17 protein-coding genes are annotated in these 16,700 nt (G+C 58.5%); 9 read left to right on the top strand and 8 right to left on the bottom strand.

What is annotated here, in order from left to right:
- The first annotated feature begins 170 nt into the window (after window positions 1-170).
- The 6 genes from ACWHXP_RS21710 to ACWHXP_RS21685 all read left to right on the top strand — a co-directional run bounded on the left by ACWHXP_RS21710 (window position 171) and on the right by ACWHXP_RS21685 (window position 6,663).
- Window positions 171-1,388 (top strand): dsDNA nuclease domain-containing protein, encoded by a 1,218-nt coding sequence (locus ACWHXP_RS21710; RefSeq protein ID WP_489635078.1) that lies wholly within the window; start codon window positions 171-173, stop codon window positions 1,386-1,388.
- The gene (locus ACWHXP_RS21705) at window positions 1,385-1,864 is read left to right on the top strand and encodes a hypothetical protein (RefSeq protein WP_489635079.1); all 480 of its coding nucleotides are present in this window, start codon (window positions 1,385-1,387) and stop codon (window positions 1,862-1,864) included. Before ACWHXP_RS21710 ends, ACWHXP_RS21705 begins: the two co-directional genes overlap by 4 nt.
- Complete coding sequence (locus ACWHXP_RS21700; RefSeq protein WP_489635080.1) at window positions 1,861-3,651, top strand: hypothetical protein; 1,791 nt, start codon at window positions 1,861-1,863, stop codon at window positions 3,649-3,651. The genes ACWHXP_RS21705 and ACWHXP_RS21700 overlap by 4 nt, the downstream gene beginning before the upstream one ends.
- A 105-nt stretch (window positions 3,652-3,756) precedes the next feature.
- A complete protein-coding gene (locus tag ACWHXP_RS21695; RefSeq protein ID WP_489635081.1) occupies window positions 3,757-4,821 on the top strand; it encodes a hypothetical protein in 1,065 nt (354 codons plus the stop codon).
- Between the two features lie 198 nt (window positions 4,822-5,019).
- Window positions 5,020-5,574: a 3'-5' exonuclease gene (locus ACWHXP_RS21690; RefSeq protein WP_489635082.1), complete on the top strand. Its 555-nt coding sequence runs from the start codon at window positions 5,020-5,022 to the stop codon at window positions 5,572-5,574.
- A 354-nt stretch (window positions 5,575-5,928) separates the two neighbouring features.
- Window positions 5,929-6,663, top strand: coding sequence for a GntR family transcriptional regulator (locus ACWHXP_RS21685; RefSeq protein ID WP_034331745.1), 735 nt, complete (start codon window positions 5,929-5,931; stop codon window positions 6,661-6,663).
- A 28-nt stretch (window positions 6,664-6,691) separates the two neighbouring features.
- Here ACWHXP_RS21685 and ACWHXP_RS21680 read toward each other — a convergent pair whose 3' ends face one another.
- The gene (locus tag ACWHXP_RS21680) at window positions 6,692-7,207 is read right to left on the bottom strand and encodes an RES family NAD+ phosphorylase (protein WP_259433654.1); all 516 of its coding nucleotides are present in this window, start codon (window positions 7,205-7,207) and stop codon (window positions 6,692-6,694) included.
- Window positions 7,204-7,683 (bottom strand): DUF2384 domain-containing protein, encoded by a 480-nt coding sequence (locus tag ACWHXP_RS21675; protein WP_489635083.1) that lies wholly within the window; start codon window positions 7,681-7,683, stop codon window positions 7,204-7,206. The genes ACWHXP_RS21680 and ACWHXP_RS21675 overlap by 4 nt, the downstream gene beginning before the upstream one ends.
- 357 nt (window positions 7,684-8,040) lie before the next feature.
- Between ACWHXP_RS21675 and dapA the strand changes: the two genes are divergently transcribed.
- Both dapA and yfcF read left to right on the top strand, forming a co-directional pair.
- Window positions 8,041-8,928: a 4-hydroxy-tetrahydrodipicolinate synthase gene (gene dapA / locus ACWHXP_RS21670; protein WP_489624141.1), complete on the top strand. Its 888-nt coding sequence runs from the start codon at window positions 8,041-8,043 to the stop codon at window positions 8,926-8,928.
- A 24-nt stretch (window positions 8,929-8,952) separates the two neighbouring features.
- Window positions 8,953-9,594, top strand: coding sequence for a glutathione transferase (gene yfcF / locus ACWHXP_RS21665; protein ID WP_489635084.1), 642 nt, complete (start codon window positions 8,953-8,955; stop codon window positions 9,592-9,594).
- 94 nt (window positions 9,595-9,688) lie between these two features.
- Here the strand turns inward: yfcF and ACWHXP_RS21660 are convergent, their stop codons facing one another.
- Window positions 9,689-10,945, bottom strand: coding sequence for an MFS transporter (locus ACWHXP_RS21660; protein WP_034331750.1), 1,257 nt, complete (start codon window positions 10,943-10,945; stop codon window positions 9,689-9,691).
- Between the two features lie 448 nt (window positions 10,946-11,393).
- Here ACWHXP_RS21660 and ACWHXP_RS21655 point away from each other — a divergent pair, with 448 nt between their 5' ends.
- Window positions 11,394-12,116 carry a FadR/GntR family transcriptional regulator gene (locus ACWHXP_RS21655; protein WP_121041155.1) on the top strand — a complete coding sequence of 241 codons (723 nt, stop codon included), beginning with the start codon at window positions 11,394-11,396 and terminating at the stop codon, window positions 12,114-12,116.
- Between the two features lie 64 nt (window positions 12,117-12,180).
- Here ACWHXP_RS21655 and ACWHXP_RS21650 read toward each other — a convergent pair whose 3' ends face one another.
- The 5 genes from ACWHXP_RS21650 to ACWHXP_RS21630 form a co-directional block, all read right to left on the bottom strand.
- A complete protein-coding gene (locus ACWHXP_RS21650) occupies window positions 12,181-12,984 on the bottom strand; it encodes a transporter substrate-binding domain-containing protein (protein ID WP_489624143.1) in 804 nt (267 codons plus the stop codon).
- Window positions 12,985-13,035: 51 nt separating this feature from the next.
- Window positions 13,036-13,830: an amino acid ABC transporter ATP-binding protein gene (locus ACWHXP_RS21645; protein WP_489624144.1), complete on the bottom strand. Its 795-nt coding sequence runs from the start codon at window positions 13,828-13,830 to the stop codon at window positions 13,036-13,038.
- Window positions 13,814-14,467, bottom strand: coding sequence for an amino acid ABC transporter permease (locus ACWHXP_RS21640; protein ID WP_121041161.1), 654 nt, complete (start codon window positions 14,465-14,467; stop codon window positions 13,814-13,816). The genes ACWHXP_RS21645 and ACWHXP_RS21640 overlap by 17 nt, the downstream gene beginning before the upstream one ends.
- Window positions 14,464-15,297, bottom strand: a complete 834-nt coding sequence (locus tag ACWHXP_RS21635) for an amino acid ABC transporter permease (protein WP_489624145.1) — start codon at window positions 15,295-15,297, stop codon at window positions 14,464-14,466. Before ACWHXP_RS21635 ends, ACWHXP_RS21640 begins: the two co-directional genes overlap by 4 nt.
- Before the next feature lie 247 nt (window positions 15,298-15,544).
- Window positions 15,545-16,399 (bottom strand): NAD-dependent epimerase/dehydratase family protein, encoded by an 855-nt coding sequence (locus tag ACWHXP_RS21630; RefSeq protein WP_121041165.1) that lies wholly within the window; start codon window positions 16,397-16,399, stop codon window positions 15,545-15,547.
- Between the last annotated feature and the right edge of the window lie 301 nt (window positions 16,400-16,700).

Below are 16,700 nucleotides of genomic sequence, written 5' to 3'. Positions count from 1 at the left end.
GGCCAACGGCTTTTCCAGCTGAAATGAAGATAACAGGACATTCCTTCCTGTATTACATAGGGCTTATCATCGTGGTATTCTTTCCCAGGGGTTAGGAATGGATTTTTGTGGTGCGTTAGTTCGCATTGGTCGGCTTTCCACAGTCAGCGGAGTTGGTAAACTTATCAACAGTGACCGAGCACAATAAAGATCTACAAGAAGAAATAGATGGGGAAAAAGCCATGGATCTTATCCATGAGAAAGTACCACGTGAGATTGTTGGGCGAACCACGCTCGCGAGATTTCGCATGCAGTGTCAAGCAGCTGCCTTTGCGGCGCTTGAGATTCTTAGCGGGAAAGAGGTTGATCGCGTCTACTGCGACTATCACGACGACTTCGTCGTGCGTAGAAACGTTTCCGGCGTCGTCGAATACCACTTTTTCCAGGTTAAAACCAAAGGTAGAGCCAACCAGCAATGGGATATTGACGAAGTCTTTTCTCTCAAAAAGAGGGGGGGACTTGATACCCCTGAAAAAATAGAATCTATTCGAAATAGCATTGCTGGAAAATTGTTCATCCACACGATCGAATTTGGCGATCAGTGCCGTGAGGTCACTATCCTAAGCAATGTGCATTTCAAAGATGAGGTGTACGACGTCATTGCAGACCTTGCTGAAGGAAAGTCCAGCAAAAAATACACTCAACAGTTCATTGAGAAGTTTGCGGAAATTGTTTCGCCCGATAGACCTTTATCGCCTCCAGAGGTGGAAGCGGCTCGCAGAAAGATGTCCCTACAGGCCAACGTTCAGCACATAGGTGAAACGCTAGATTCCTTTGGTATCGCTGCTCACAACGCCATTTGGCGGCATTCAGAGATTGAGCTTCACCAGACCGAAATTGAGCGCATTGCGAAAAATCTAGTAATGCTTGTCGAGGAGAAGTCGTGTGGTCCGATTCATGGGCTGTCAAAGGCAGACCTCGAAGTGGCAACTGGGGTTGGCCTTGAGGATTTGCTTCAGGTCCTGAGCATTTCGACACAGGTCTACCAGACGCTGCTACAGGGCGGTGACCCCGCTGCAATCAAGGCAGCGTCCATCCTGCAGCGCAAGCTTAAAGAAGTCGGTGCTACCGAATCCATGATCGAGACCGCTTCTCGAGCGAAGGTCTCCTGGGATGTATGGGTTAGAACTGCTCGACACACATTCCCAGACCTTACTTTTGACCTTCTTCTCGAAGCAATCGATAGCAGCTGCAAATCTTGGCTTCTTGGCGGCGGAGCCTTTGCGGACCTCGAAGATATTATTCAAAAGGTACTGAGCTCACCCATTGGAAATAAATTCTCCTCGCTGGACACTGATTTGATGTTCGGCGCCTTTTGTGCGGCCATCGTTCGGAGGGCGACACGATGAGCACAGCAGATTTCTTCATCGAAGCAAAAAAGCTTAGCCTCAAGTTGAATCTGCCTGGCGAAGAGCATTCGCCGGCGCATACGTTGAACAACGAGGCACTGTTTCAGTTGCCGCTACTTGCTATGGTGATCCTCGCATTGTCGAAGGGGCGCTCAAAGCCATTGCTTCCAGAGATTGGTCAATTGGTCGGCGAATGTCTGGAGCGTACAGTGGCTGGATTTAAATGGTCTTCGCAGAATATTGGGTGGTCTGGAAACCTGCGCATTCGTACGGTGAAAGCGCTAACGTTCCTGGAGTCAACTGGCCAAGTGTCCATCGATAAGGTTACACGGGAAATATCAGCCACCGCTTTGGGGAAAAAAGTTTATATGGGCGCCGTTCAAGGGGAGGGCCTGCTAGCCCTGTCTATGAAAGGCATTGAGCTGAGTTACCAATACATCCGGGACGAAGCCCATGCAAGGGGAGAAGTGAATTGAGACTGAAGTCACTGAAGATAGAGCCACTGGGAGACAATGGATGGGAAAGCCCGCTCCTTGAATTCGGGCACAGGACGACGATGCTTTTCGCGCCGAATGGCAGCGGAAAATCACCGCTGTTTCGAGCGCTCGCGTCCGCCCTTGGTTTTCCCAATAACTTTCGTAATGACATTCTCGAGAAATGCTCGGCAGTCGTTTTGCAGGCAGAGTCAGAAGGAAAGCCACTTACTATTCGTCGTACCATCGATGCGAAGAACTCGGGGTTCTACTCTACGATTGATTTCGATGGTGAAACAACTGAATACCACTCAGAAGCCACGTTTTCTCTCGATCTGTTCAAGCTGCTTGGGCTGACACCACCTAGGCTTCTATCAACTACGGGTGAAGCGGCACAGCCCTATATTGCAACGTTACTACCGGTCTTCTATTTGATTCAAGGCCATGGATACTCGGCTGCCTATCTTCCTCAAAAATCGTTCATTGCCGACCAGTTCGTTGAGATGGTGCGATTTGCGTTCGGACTGAATCCGAAGCACTCGTACGATATTAAAAGGACTCTCCTCGAAGAAAAGAGTGCCTTGGAGGCGCAGACACGCAAGATCGTTGCCGCGCAGCGCGTGCTTGAGTATCAGAGCCGAGGCTTGGATGACAGTGATGAAAATCAAGAGGCGCTGCAGCTGAAAGCAGACAACCTGACGCAGCAGATAGAAGGGCTTCGAGAGTCCATGGATTCCAAAGGGGCTGCAAGCTCCACAATTATGGAGCTCTTGCGTCAAAAGGACGCTCAAATTCGCGGCCGGCAAATGGAACTCTTCGAGCTTCAGAACCGTGTTGCGGGGATTGACGCCATTCGCTCTGAGATTGACGGCGAGATTAATACCCTTGGTTTGAACGATGAGGCTCGACGGGTTTTCACGTCTTTTCAGGAAATATGCCGTACGCCGAACTGTGGGTTGTTCCTGGGAAGCACGGAGTCTTATGGGAAAAACCTCCTGTATCTCAAGGACCAAATCAAAGATCTTGAGCGGAACAGTCAGCGCGCCGAAATCCGAGTTGAGCAGCTAGAGGAAAGGCTTCAAGAGCTTGGGGCCGAGCGGCAGGCCCTCGCGGCTAACCTCGAATCGCCGAGCCTCTCCGGAGTGGATCAATTAGTGACCGCGGTACAAGCCCTGACAAAGCAAATTGTCGCCGTCCAGGGAGAGCTGGGCAGAATCGCTGCACTGAAGGATGAACGTTCGAAGCTGTTCAAACTCGAGCGCGAGCGTGATCGTATTCAGGATCGCATTGAAGACTTATCAAAAACCGGTCGAGCCGACCAAGAATTCAATAAGCTGCGTCTCAAATTACGCGAACTGACCGTAAAGTGGATGCAGACGCTTGAAACACAGAACGTGTCCATGAATGTTGATATCGATTTGAACTTGCGCTTCACCTTTGGCGGTGAGACGCTCGATGTCATCGGCAGCGGCGGTAGTAGCAGCACTACGATCCGCCTCGTGCTGGCAATTCACGCGGCCCTGCTGGAAGCATATCTATCAGACCGGACTCGCCCATTCCGCTTCCTCATTCTCGATACGCCAAAACAGGAGGAGCTGCATACTGCCGATTTGGCGCGGTACCTCACGGAGCTGGAGAAGATGTGTGAGGCAAACAACGCCCAACTTCTCTTCTCGTCCACCGAGTACGACCACCCAACTGGTCCGAAAGACCATCGTTGGTTGCCGCGCTATCGCGGACCGGATAAGCCAATGTTCCTCGGGAAACGAATTGATTTGATTCAAAATTGATGATTTCCAAAAGCCTCCCCTTTTCTTTCGCAGCGAATCCGTTAAGTCATCCCCGGGGCAGACTGTCCACCGAATTGCTGGTGTTCTAGAAACAAGAAAGACTACATGGCTGACTACATTGAAGTACAAGATATAAAAGAGGTACGGCAATACTCCAAAGAGCTCAGTGAGCTATTGGCGAATGATTTTCCAGATAAAGAAAATCGTACTCTTGGTTCACCCAGCGGCAGTTGGGCTGCCAGTGTATGTTTTCAGAGCGATGATAGCGATCAGGCCTTTTGGTGGAGCCATAATGCGAAAGATTCGCGCGGCCTTGCAGTCAACTATTTTGGACACGGTGAGTTTGGTTCGAGCAATGCGCTGATGATCGACATCCAGCTCAACATCGCAGTGACGAAGTTTGCCCGGACGACTGGAGGCACCTTCTTAAAAAAGAAGGCGACCGGCGAGGTATTTCTGGCTCACCGGGGGATTGTCACGTTGGGCCGCTCCAGATTGATCATGGAAGATGTGCTGGACGCTACTAGAACCGCGACCGTTGAAGGCGAAACAGGAACGTGGACGCAACGATTCATAATTGTTGCGTCACTTGGAGCAAAGGCGCTGAGTAAAAAGATTGAGACCTTTGCGCTGGAGATACGCGAGACTGCAAGATTCATCGGTCGTCAACGAGAAGACGCCGAGGTGTATCGAGAGCTGGAAACTCGGCGTAGTTCGCGCAAAGATGCCACGGTAGCGGCGTCGCTGGCTGCATATTTCAGAGAACATTCTGGAAAAGTGCCAATCCCTCCCCGAGGAGGGACCGTGTCCGACCGCTTCCACGGCGATGTTGTGCACGCATTGGCCAAGCTCTTCGACGATGCGACCTGTTTCAAAAATACCTTTGTCGACTTGGCAACCATCACGCGAACTAAGGCGGTCATCTTTGAGGTAAAGACAAGCTCCAAGCCACAGAGCGTTTATACCGCTGTCGGGCAGCTATTGATGCACGTGCCATTAATTCAGAAGAAGGCCGTCGGATTCCCTGTATTGCAGATTGCTGTTCTCCCGGACAAGCCTGAAGGGTATTTTGCGAGTCGCCTCAATGCGCTTGGTATTCAAATTTTGCTTTATTCGCGCTCCGATTCTGGACGGATTACATTTCAGAATTACGATGATCTACTCCTGTAATTCTTTTGGTACGGCTAGGTGACTTGGATCCAACTACCCATGTCGCCGGCTTTATTGGCCTGATTCCGGTAGATTAAGGTTGCGATGATTTTAGGTTGGCTTTCAGTTGGAAGGACCAATATGGCAATCCTCAAGAAATTGTTCGATTTTTTCGGAGCCAAACCGTATCCCATAATCAGTTGACCTGGGTGGTAAGAAATGGAAAAGCGATTCTTAGTAGTTGACCTAGAAGCGACCTGCGCGGATGACGGCAGTATCGCGCCGGAAGAAATGGAAATCATTGAAATCGGGGCCTGTTGGGCCACACAAGACGGCGCGGTCCTTGAGCGGTTTCAGCATCTAGTGAGGCCGTTGGTGCGGCCAATACTCACACCATTTTGCAAGCAATTAATCGGAATCACTCAAATAGAAGTCGATCAGGCGCCTCTGTTTCCTGTCGCGGCACGCGCTCTTCAAGCATTCGCCAACAACGTAGGATCGACCGATACCGTTTGGATAAGTTGGGGAAACTATGATAACAAGCAGCTAAGCAGAGATTCCGAGCGTCATGGGATTGCTATGCCGTTGGTTATGCCCCATCAAAATGCTAAGCGTCTGTTCGCGAAGGCCCAGCGAATTGGCAAGGAAGTGGGGATGGTCCGGGCGTGCTCGCTCACCGGTAATAGCATTGAAGGGCAGCATCATCGAGGGCTGGACGATGCTGTCAACATTGCCAGACTGATACCGTGGGTATTGGGGCATGCCACGATTTAGGCTCAGGGCCGAGTGCGTGGCGTTATTTAGTGGTGAAGCAGTGATTCACTTCAAGATCTTCATCGATACTAAAGTTCACTGCTTATTTGCAGATTTTGACTTTCCCATCATAGTTGATGATCGATGATAAGTGCTTGATAGAAAAAGCCTTCGTACTCAGCGTAATTTTGATGATGTCCACTGATCACTGCGGCGAGCGATGAAACCTTGTGGCGCTCAGGGTTGCATCATCGGTGGACAAGGACGGCGGCGCAGTGCCGTCCACCTGCGTGCGGTACGATGCACCCTGTCGTTGTGGGCGGGCCCGGCCCCGGGTAGACTGAGCACTTTCTCTTTTGCAAGGCAAGTTTCAGCATGCTTGACCAGACCGCCGCCGATGCGCGCCTGCCGCTCTATCTCCAGTTGCGTGACCAGCTCGCGGCGCAGATCCGCGCCCAGAAATGGCAACCGGGACAAGCCATCCCGTCCGAAGCCGAATTGAGCCAGACCTATCAGGTGGCCGTGGGTACGGTGCGCCGCGCGGTCGAGACGCTGATGAGCGAAGGCCTGGTGGAACGCACGCACGGACGTGGCACCTTCGTGCGCAAGGCGCGTTTCGACAATTCGCTGTTCCGCTTCTTCCGGTTCGAATCGGCCGATGGCCGCCCGCTGCAGCCGACCAGCGTGATCGTCAGCCGCAAGGTCATCGAGGCACCGCGTCAGGTGGCCGAGGCCTTGCACCTGAAGACGCACGCCCGGGTGATCGAACTGCTGCGCCTGCGCAAGGTGGATGGACAACCGGTGCTGGCCGAGAACATCTACCTGTGTGCCCAGCGCTTCAAGGCGCTGGCGGGGAAGGCACCGGAGGATTTCGGCGATCTGCTGTATCCGCTGTATGAGCGCGAATGCGGGCTCATCGTCGCCTCGGCGCGCGAAACCCTGACCGTGGAAACGGTGACGGCGGCGCAGGCAAAGCTGCTGGGACTCAAGGAAAAGACGCCGGTCGTGGTGATCGAACGCATCGCCTTCGGCTCGGATGGTGCGCCGCTGGAGTGGCGACAATCGCGCGGGGCGGGGAGCAAGTTCAGGTATAGCGCGGAGATTCGGTGATCTGCTCTTGACGAGGCCGCTGGTACCGTTACCGCCAGGAGGCCTGATCGGCTGGCAATGTGCGCAGCGGATCATGCACGTTCAGTTGATCGGCATGTCCAAGCTTCTCCGTGAAGACCACCAGATTGCAACCGGCGCTGGTAAGGGCCGAGCGAAACAGGATGCCACTGGCACCTGACGTCATGGCTGCATCACCTATCGCCCACGAAGGTGGTTCAGTGGTGTCCTGAAAAAGCAAGCGCCGCCAATCGCAATAGAAACTCCGCCAGATCGGGCTCCACCCCGGGCCGATGCCATCACGGAAATCCACCACCTTCTCCAGCCTCACCTGATAGGCCACGATCACACCCGGCGGCAGCAGCGGAGCCAACTGCTGGTATTCGGCCAGTGCCGTGGCCGTCTCCAGCGAGAGGTACAAAGCCGGCACGCCGGGCCGGTTGAGCCTGCCGCCGAATCGCGCTGCGCCGGCACCTGAGACCGGATCAAACGACCAGCGAGGAACATGGACCCGATAAGCGACCGTCTCAAGACTGGTCAGGATCATCCCGAAAATCCGGCTTCCAGCGAAGAAAGATAACGCACGAGATCATCGGTACGATCTTCCGACACCAGCTGATGCGGCGTATTGCCACCGAAAACCGGGAGCGCGGCCTGTTGAAACCAGCCCAGGGATGCTTCCACATTGCCGAAGAGATCATTGCAGAGCCGAATGACGCGTAGGGCTTCATGCAAATGCCTTTGCATGGCGTAGGCTTCGCTGCCATGTGACAGCGCCGGGTAGCGGCATGAGGCCATGAGCGCGGCAGCATCGATACGCAGCACTGCAGCAAAGCGCTCTGGCGAAAGCGTTTCTGTATCACTGCCCGCGTACAGAAAATTAAGGAGCGCGCGGAAATCCTGACCGAAATCCGGGATGGCTTGCGCGCTGCCGTCGTTCATGATGTCGTCATCCGGGCATAAGAAAGGCCCCATTATTGCACCCTCAACGACGACATCGCGGTTCGATTGCATGCCTTTCATATCACCACCTCTTTTGCCGGTAAGGAAAAGGGCGATTGTGAATCTGCACGGTGCAGAAACGCCACACGGCATTTGAACTTTTCCGACAATCTAGTTTACTATCGTCGCTCAGCCCATCACTTCCCACACCATGCAACTGAAGCGATCCCTCATCCAGACACGCGCTGCCCTCCCGGCGGCTGGCGTCTGCCTGCGCGGGCTGAACACCAAAAAACGGCATCTCCGCTGACGGGGATGTCACGTCCCGTCCGGCGGATCGCCTGGCGGGACTGGATCGCAACATCACCCTTCTTTCAGACCTCGCCCGGCGCACTGCCGGCGGAACGGCTTTCTTCAACCGTTCTTCATGAGGTACACATGCACACAAGCTTTACCGGAGTCTGGGTCCCCATCGTCACGCCGTTCCTGGCGGGCGACGCGGCCAGCATCGACCACCCTGCCCTGGCACGGCTGGCGCAACATCTGGCCGAACAAGGCATCAGCGGGCTGGTCGTCGCGGCCACCACGGGCGAGGGCATCCTGCTGCAGCCAGGTGAACAGGACGCCCTGCTGGCGACCCTGCGCGCTGCAGTCCCGCAGCTACCGCTGGTCATGGGGTTGTCGACCGCGTCCACGCACGATGCGGTGGCGCGCGCACGCGTACTGTCGCGACTGCGGCCCGATGGCCTGCTGGTGACGCCACCGCTTTACGTGCGGCCATCCCAGGACGGTATCCGCCGCCATCTGGAAGCGGTCACGGAGAGCGCCGACCTGCCTGTGCTGGTCTACAACATTCCCTATCGCACCGGCTGCCAGGTCGAGCTGCAGACGCTGCAACAACTGGCGCAGGATCCGCGCGTGGTCGGCATCAAGGAATGCGGCGGCAGCCAGGAGCGCATGCAGCGCCTGGTCAACGAGACCTCGCTGCGCATCCTCTCGGGCGACGACGCCCAGAATTTCATGGCGCTGTGCCTGGGCGCGCACGGCGTCATCGCTGCCTCGGCCCACGTGATGCCGCACTGGCACGTGCAGATGCAGGCACTGATCCGCGACAACCAGTGGCACCAGGCAAGGGACATTGCCGACGCGTTGCAGCCGGTCATCCGCGATCTGTTTGCCGAACCCAGCCCGGCACCGCTGAAGGCCCTGCTGCACGCCGATGGCTGGTGCGCACCGGAAGTCCGCCTGCCCTTCGTACCGGTCAGCGCGGGCTTGCATGCGCGTCTGATGACGCAGCGGCAGGCGCTGCTGTCGTCTGCTTTCTGAACCCTGCTTTCAAGGAGAAACACCATGTCATCCGCCCTGCCCCTGCAACTCCACGTCGACGCCCAATACGCCAGCCCCTATGCCATGTCGGTCTTCGTCGCCCTGCGCGAAAAGGCCTTGCCCTTCGATCTGCACACCGTCGACCTCGACGCCGCCGCCCATCATGACCCCGCCTATGCCGCCCTGTCCCTGACCGCGCGCGTGCCGACGCTGCAGCATGGCGAGCTGGCCCTGTCCGAATCCTCGGCCATCACGGAATATCTGGAAGACGTCTTCGACGGTGCGCCGCTCTATCCTTCCGATCCAGCCGCGCGCGCACGCGCACGCCAGGTGCAAGCCTGGCTGCGCAGCGACCTGATGCCCATCCGCGAAGAACGCAATACGCAAGTGCTCTTCTATGCCGCCCGCAAGCCGCCCCTGTCCGCCCAGGCAGAAGCCACCGCACAGCGGCTGTTCCGTTTCGCGGAAGCCCTGCTGCCGCAAGCAGCGGACCACCTCTTCGGCCAATGGAGCATCGCCGATACTGACCTGGCGCTGATGATCAATCGTCTCGCCCTGCATGGCGATCCTGTACCACCGCGTCTGGCCGCCTATGCAAAGGCACAATGGCAGCGGTCCACGGTGCAGGAGTGGGTGGCCCTGCAGCGCCCGCCGCTGACGGCATGAACGATATCGGGCGTCACTGATCCGTGATCCCCAGTGAAAAAAGGGCGGCGTCCCAAGACGCCGCCCCCTCATGCACTCTTGCGAATGACGACAATCAGGCAATCGCCTCCGGACGCGGACGGGCAATCGCAAACACCACCGCCACGGCCACCAGGTCGAACGCGGCCAGCAACACGAACAAGGGGCCATAGCCAATCTGCGTGACGAGGATGCCGAAGAGCAGCGTGAACAGCGTCGCCCCCAGGTAGCCGCTCATGCCGGTCAGGCCGGTGGCAGTGGCCACCTGATTCTTGGTGAACACATCGGAAGTGATCGAATACAACGCGCCCGACAGCGTCTGGTGCGCAAAGCCGCCAATGGAGAGCAAGGCGATGGCCACATACGGACTATCGACGAAGCCCACGCAAGCCGGCCCGATCATGGCCAGACTGCCCACCAGCATCACCAGCTTGCGCGAAGTGAACAGCGACACATTCAAATGCTTGTGGAAGAACGGGCTCAGGTAGCCGCCCAGCACGCAACCGATGTCCGCCGCCAGGAAAGGCAGCCAGGCGAACATGGCGATTTCCTTGATGTTCATGTGGCGCTCGGTGGCCATGTACAGCGGGATCCAGGCATTGAAGGTCTGCCACGCCGGTTCCGACAGGAAGCGCGGAATGGCGATCGACCAGAAGTTCTGGCTGCGCACGATCTTGGTCCAGCTTTCACGCACGACTTTTTCAGGCGTCTTTTCCTGGCCGTCGAGGATGTAGTCACGCTCTTCCGGCGAGAGCAGCTTCTGGTCACGCGGGCTCTTGTAGAACAGCATCCACAGGAAGAACCACAACACGCCCAGCACGCCCACCACCACGAAGGACATCTTCCAGCCGCCATGCAGGATGGTCCACACCACCAGGGGCGGTGCGCACAGCGCGCCAATCGAGGAACCGATGTTGAACCAGCCGATGGCCACCGACCGTTCCTTGGCCGGGAACCACTCGGTGGAGGCCTTCACGCCACCGGGAATACCGGCCGCTTCGGTCATGCCCAGCAGCGCGCGGAAGAAGGCCAGGCTCTGCCAGCCGGTCGCCAGTGCAGCCGCCGCGCACACCAGCGACCAGGCCAGGGCGAAGATGCCGAAGCCGATCTTGGTGCCCACCGCGTCGAGAACGTAGCCGGCCACCGGCTGCATGACCGCATAGCAGATCTGCCACGCCACCACGATGTAGGAGTACTGCTGGGTACTCATGTCCAGCTCTTTCATCATGGTCGGGGCGGCCACCGACAGCGTGTTGCGGGCCAGGTAATTGACGATCAGGGCCAAGGTGACCAGCGTCACCATGTACCAGCGGATTCCTCTTACGTACTTCATGGCGTCTCCAAAATGGATAGTTCTTCAAAGGGCAGGCAATGCGCGGCCCGTCGCCCCAGGGTCTGGTTGTGCGCCCGCTCTCGCGGTGGATGGCGCACAGCCGTCATCCCCCGGCGGCACAGGGCCGCCTGGGCTCAGGCAGATCGGGAATGCATGCCTGTCTCCAGATGAAGTTTTCTTATCTTTTTTATCATTTGATTTATACGATGTCGTATAAGTTGAGCTGCGATTAGTCGGACTAATTCTTCATGCAGGTGGACAACTCTAATGATCGCGGCTCCGGAAGTCAACCGAATTAAATGCAGATTCCTTCATGGAAACGGCTTTGCAGGCCGATTTCAGGGGGGTGAGGTGAATCTTCCCGCGCGCCGGGCAGCCCAGGCTTGCGCCCCGGCGCAGAACCCTTCATAGTGACCGCAGACGAACTTCCCGGCAGCAGTCATCGTACATGTCAGCATTCCACCCGCCCTCCCCCGATTCTTCACATCGCGGCCAACTCAGCCGGTCCGAACACATCTGCAAGCAGATCATCGCGTCCATCCTGCGCGGGGAACTGGGCGAGAACCGCAAGCTGCCCACCGAAGTGGAACTGGCGCAGCGCTACGAGGCTTCCCGCACGACGGTACGGGAAGCGCTCTCGCGCCTGCGTTCGGAAGGCATCGTGGTCTCGCGCCGGGGCTCGGGCAACTATGTGCAGCGGCTGCCGGTCCTGCAAAGCAGCGCGCCGGCGCAGATTGCCAGCATTCCTGACGTGGAGCGCTATTACGCGTTTCGCGCGTGTGTGGAAGTGGGTGCGGCAGGCATTGCGGCCACGGCCCGCGAGGACGAGGACATCGCCCTGATGCGCCATTGCCTGCAAGCGCTGCGGCGCGCGCAGCTGCAAGGCCAGACCGGCGTGGAGGAAGATCTGGCGCTGCACATGGCCATTGCCCGGGCCACCCGCAATCCCTTCTTCATCTCCACCATCGAACATGCGCTGGGCCCGATCCGCCAGTGCATGGAACTGGCGCAGAACCTGGGTTCACCGCAGGAGAGCGAGCGCATCCAGGTCATCGACGATGAACATCAGGCCATCATCGATGCCATCGCCCAAGGCTCGGCGCAAGACGCCGAGGCGGCCATGCGTGCCCACATCGGGCATGCGCGCCAGCGCATTTTCGAAGGCCGCTGAACGCTGCGCATGACGCAACAACGCCGGGCCATGCTGCACCCGGCGTGGCTGGAACAGATACGGCTTATGCGGGATTCTGCACGGCAGCCGGCAGATCGCGGCCGTGATGTTTCTTGTAGATGGCATTGAGCTTGCCATTCTTCTGGTTGGTCTTGACCCAGTTGTCGATCCATTCCTTCAGGCGTGGCTGGTTCTTGTTGATGGCGATGCCCAGGTCAAAGGCCTTCTGTTCAAATTTCATTTCCAGATTCTTGCCCGGCGCCTTCTTCTGCATCTCCTGCAGGTTGGAAGGCGTGCTGGAGAACACTTCCACCTGGCCCGTGACCATCGAGGTGATGAGGGTGGCATCATCCTCGTAGCGCATGATCTCCGCGCCCTTGGCGTTCTGCGTGGTCAGCGTATCGTTGGGCGTGGCGCGGGTGACGCCGATGCGCTTGCCGTTGAGGTCGGCATAATCCTTGATCGCCATGCTTTTGGGCGCGCCGATGATGAGGCTGATGACCGCATAGGGCGTGGAGAAATCGATGACCTTCAGGCGCTCCGGCGTGATCGACAGCGAGCCCACCACGATATCGGCGCGATTGGATTGCAGGGTCGGCACCCGCGCGGCATTGGCTACCTGGATCAGGTCGAGCTGTACGCCCAGGTCCTGCGCCAGCAGGCGCGCAGCATCGACATCGGAGCCGGCCGGCTGCAGCTTGTCGTCGCTGTAGCCGAACAGCGGCGTGCTGGACGTGGTGGCGATGCGGATCTTGCCGGCCTTCCTGATATCGTCGAGCTGGTCGGCGTGCGCGGCATGGGTAGCGAGGCCCAGGATCAGGGCCGCAATGGCCGGGCGTGCAAGGTGGCGTAATGGGCTTAGTTTCATTTTGTGTCTCCGTTATTTTATGAATGGTCAGGTCAGGCAACAGCGTTTGCGCTACAGGTCGGCAGCCAGGAAGGCTTGCAGTTCGGGGGTGTGCGGGTGGTCCAGCATGTCGCCGGGACCGACTTCCCAGACCCGGCCCTGGTGCATGTAGATGATGCGGTCGGCCACGCGCTTGGCAAAGTTCATCTCGTGCGTCACCAGCAGCATGGTCATGCCATTGGCGGCCAGGTCTTCCATCACGCGCAGCACTTCGCCGGTCAGTTGCGGGTCCAGTGCCGAGGTCACTTCATCGAACAGCATCACCTTGGGCGACATCGCCAGCGAGCGCGCAATGGCCACGCGCTGCTGCTGACCGCCCGAGAGCTGTTCGGGATAGGCATTGGCCTTCTCGTCGAGCCCGACTTGCGCCAGCGCGGCCAGGGCCACGCGGCGCGCCTCGGCCTTGTCCTGCTGCTTGACGTGGCGCAGCGCCAGCATGACGTTTTCCAGCACGTTGAGATGCGGGAACAGGTTGTAGCTCTGGAACACGATGCCCACCTCGCGCCGCAGCCTGTGCAGGTCGACCTGCGGATCATCGACGCGGATGCCGGCCACTTCGATGCTGCCGGAGTCGATGGTCTCCAGCCGGTCGATACAGCGCAGCGCGGTGGACTTGCCGGAACCGGAGGCGCCGATGATGGCGATCATCTCGCCGCGCGCGACTTCAAAGGACACGCCTTTCAGGACCTGGTTGTCACCGAAACTCTTGTAGACCTGGTCCAGCCGGACGATGACCGGCTGCGGCTCCTGGGACGCCCCCACGGCGCGCAGATGCGGTGCGGATTCGGGTTTAGCGATGGCTGACATTGAGCTTTCTCTCCATGGATGCGCTCCAGCGCGATAAGGGATAGCAGAGCAGGAAGTAGAAGGACCCCACCAGCAGGAACACCAGGAAGGGCTGGAAGATGGAGTTGTTGATGATCTGACCGGCCCGCGTCAGTTCGACGAAACCGATGACCGACGCCAGCGAGGTCATCTTGATCAGCTGCACCAGGAAGCCGATGGTGGGCGGCAGCGACAGCCGCGTGGCCTGCGGGATGATGACCAGGCGCAGCGTCTGCCAGCGTGTCAGCGACAGGCACTCCGATGCTTCCCACTGCGGGCGCGGCATGGCCTCCACGCAACCGCGCCAGATGTCGCCCAGATACGCGCTGGCATAGATCATCATCGCCAGCCCCGCTGCCACCAGTGCCGGCAGCACCAGCCCATACACCGACAAGCCGAAATAGACGATGAAGAGCAGGATCAGCAAGGGTATGCCCTGCACGCATTCGATGAAGAGGATGGCAGGCCGCCGCAGCCAGGCGCGTGGCGAGATCCGCGCCAGCATCACCAGGAATCCGCCGATGCCACCGAGCACGAAAGCCAGTAGCGACAAGACCAGGGTCCAGCCGATCGATTGCACCATGAAGAAGAAATAGGTCCAGCTGAAGTTGCCCATCATGATGTGCTCCCTTCGATGCGCAGCGCGGCTGCGGTGTTGACCGCCACCGGCCGCGAAGCGGCATGTACATAAGGCACATGGGCCAGCGGTGCCATCGCTGCCGGATCGCTGGCCGGCAGGCGCGACACCGGACTGCGCCTGCCCTGTGCAGCCGCGCGGCGCAAGGTGCGGCGGCGTTTGAAAATAGTTTCACCGATGGAATAAGCCACCAGCTTGACCAGCACGGCCAGCACCAGGTACAGGGCAGCCACCACGAGATAGGTTTCCAATGAACGGAAGGTATCGGACTGCACGGTATTGGCGATGGCCGTCAACTCTTCGGCGGAAATCTGCGAGGCCATCGCCGAGGCCTGCATCATCAGCAGGAACTGGCTGGTCAGCGCCGGATAGACGCGCTCGATGGCCGGCTGCAGCATCACGTGCCAGCGGATGCGCCAGACCGACAGGCCCAGGCATTCGGCGGCTTCGATCTGTCCGCGCGGCACCGAATCAATGCCGGCGCGAATGATCTCGGCGGCATAGGCGGCGATGTTGATGACCATCGCCAGCACTGCTGCCGCGAAGGTCGGCATGCGGATACCGAGACTGGCCAGGCCGAAATAGAGCAAGAAGATCTGCACCAGGAACGGGGTATTGCGTACCACCTCGATGTAGCCGCTGCAGGTGCGGGCCACGAAGCGATTAGGACTGTTCTTGGCGAAGGCGACGAAGATGCCGATGGCCACGCCGACGATGACGGCCAGCGTGGTCATCTTCAGCGTCAGCCAGGCACCGTGCAGGAACACGGGCCAGTAAGGCGCCAGCGGAGTGAAGTCGAGAGAGAAGTTCATGGGCTGCCGGGTCCGTCAAGGTTTCAGGGAACCGGACATCGGTGCGGCGCGGGCGCGATCCTGCTGCGTGCGAGCGGCCCGGTGTGCCGGGTGCTGCCTTGCTGCGATTCAGGTCAAGCTGTTGCGTGCGTTGCTGCCATGCCGCGCGCTGAAGAATGGCGTGGCGCGCGGAAAATGCAATGAACTGCGGCGATGAACTACGACGGAATGCCGCGATGAAACGAGAAAACGCTGTGGATAAATTAAGTTAGTTCGCCAACGGATCAAAGGGTCCGGCAGCCGTAAAGGCACCACCTTGCAGGGTCGCCACCGGATCATCGGCGGCCGGCTGCGGTTGCGCTTCCACCTTGGCGCGGAAGATTTCCGAACTGTCCTTGGGCGCATAGCCCAGGTGCGCGGCGTGGCGGTTGTCCCACCAGGTCTTGGCGTTGGCCGACATGCCGTAGACGATGGTGTGACCCACGCCAGGGATGAACAGCGCACGGCGCAGCAGTTGCTCGAAATCGTCCATGCTCATCCAGCTGGCCAGCATGCGGCGGTTGGTCGCTTCCGGGAAGATCGATCCGATGCGGATGCTCACCGTCTCCACCCCATAGCGGTCGAAGTAGAACTGCGCCATGTCTTCGCCATAGGACTTGGACAAGCCGTAGTAGCCATCGGGACGCTTCATGTCGTGCGCATCGATGCGCTCATCCTGGCCATAGAAACCGGTGACGTGGTTGGAGCTGGCGAAGATGACACGCTTGACGCCATGGCGGCGGGCGGCCTCGTAGATATGGAAGACGCCCTTGATGTTGGCTTCCAGGATCTCTTCGAAGGGACGCTCCACCGACACGCCACCGAGGTGGATGATGGCCTCGCAGCCTGCCACCATCGCATCGACCGCGGCGCGGTCGGCCAGGTCGCAGCCCAGCACTTCTTCATGCGCCGCCGCGGGACCCGCGGCCTCCATGGCCGCAGCCAGATCCGCCACCCGCACACGCTCGGCAAAGGATGCCAGGCGGCCACGCAATTGCCGGCCCACGCCACCGGCCGCGCCGGTCAGCAGGAGTCGGGAAAAACGGGCGGTCTGCCACGCATCACGGTCGGTGTCTGCGCTCATGCGGGCTGTCTCCTGATGGTTGCTCATCGTTGTTGTTGTCGGATCGGGTGCTGCTTTCAAAGGCGGTGATCTCGCCGATAGGCCTGCGACTTCATCGGGTCGGCAGAGCTTGTACGTTGTCGTATCACTTGGCGGATTATTCCCGCCGGTGTACGGCTTGTCAACCAGATTAAGGGGCAAGTGATGGCTTCAGATATGAAGCTTCACGCAGGAAGCACTTGCAGCAAAATATCGCCAACACACATTCATTTCACGATAAAAATACCGCAATTCACATCAACATCCACAATGGTGCGGGCAG

The sequence above is a fragment of the Herbaspirillum sp. Her2 genome, from assembly GCF_057961375.1.
Note: the sequence above shows the minus strand (reverse complement) of the source record. Positions and strands in the feature narration are given on the sequence as shown.

What these genes read in the sequence shown, in the direction of transcription:
- ACWHXP_RS21705 (WP_489635079.1), top strand. Translation starts at nt 1,385, where the DNA reads ATGAGCACAGCAGATTTCTTCATCGAAGCAAAAAAGCTTAGCCTCAAG.
- ACWHXP_RS21695 (WP_489635081.1), top strand. Translation starts at nt 3,757, where the DNA reads ATGGCTGACTACATTGAAGTACAAGATATAAAAGAGGTACGGCAATAC.
- ACWHXP_RS21690 (WP_489635082.1), top strand. Translation starts at nt 5,020, where the DNA reads ATGGAAAAGCGATTCTTAGTAGTTGACCTAGAAGCGACCTGCGCGGAT.
- ACWHXP_RS21685 (WP_034331745.1), top strand. Translation starts at nt 5,929, where the DNA reads ATGCTTGACCAGACCGCCGCCGATGCGCGCCTGCCGCTCTATCTCCAG.
- ACWHXP_RS21680 (WP_259433654.1), bottom strand. Translation starts at nt 7,207, where the DNA reads ATGATCCTGACCAGTCTTGAGACGGTCGCTTATCGGGTCCATGTTCCT.
- ACWHXP_RS21675 (WP_489635083.1), bottom strand. Translation starts at nt 7,683, where the DNA reads ATGAAAGGCATGCAATCGAACCGCGATGTCGTCGTTGAGGGTGCAATA.
- dapA (WP_489624141.1), top strand. Translation starts at nt 8,041, where the DNA reads ATGCACACAAGCTTTACCGGAGTCTGGGTCCCCATCGTCACGCCGTTC.
- yfcF (WP_489635084.1), top strand. Translation starts at nt 8,953, where the DNA reads ATGTCATCCGCCCTGCCCCTGCAACTCCACGTCGACGCCCAATACGCC.
- ACWHXP_RS21660 (WP_034331750.1), bottom strand. Translation starts at nt 10,945, where the DNA reads ATGAAGTACGTAAGAGGAATCCGCTGGTACATGGTGACGCTGGTCACC.
- ACWHXP_RS21655 (WP_121041155.1), top strand. Translation starts at nt 11,394, where the DNA reads ATGTCAGCATTCCACCCGCCCTCCCCCGATTCTTCACATCGCGGCCAA.
- ACWHXP_RS21650 (WP_489624143.1), bottom strand. Translation starts at nt 12,984, where the DNA reads ATGAAACTAAGCCCATTACGCCACCTTGCACGCCCGGCCATTGCGGCC.
- ACWHXP_RS21645 (WP_489624144.1), bottom strand. Translation starts at nt 13,830, where the DNA reads ATGTCAGCCATCGCTAAACCCGAATCCGCACCGCATCTGCGCGCCGTG.
- ACWHXP_RS21640 (WP_121041161.1), bottom strand. Translation starts at nt 14,467, where the DNA reads ATGATGGGCAACTTCAGCTGGACCTATTTCTTCTTCATGGTGCAATCG.
- ACWHXP_RS21635 (WP_489624145.1), bottom strand. Translation starts at nt 15,297, where the DNA reads ATGAACTTCTCTCTCGACTTCACTCCGCTGGCGCCTTACTGGCCCGTG.
- ACWHXP_RS21630 (WP_121041165.1), bottom strand. Translation starts at nt 16,399, where the DNA reads ATGAGCGCAGACACCGACCGTGATGCGTGGCAGACCGCCCGTTTTTCC.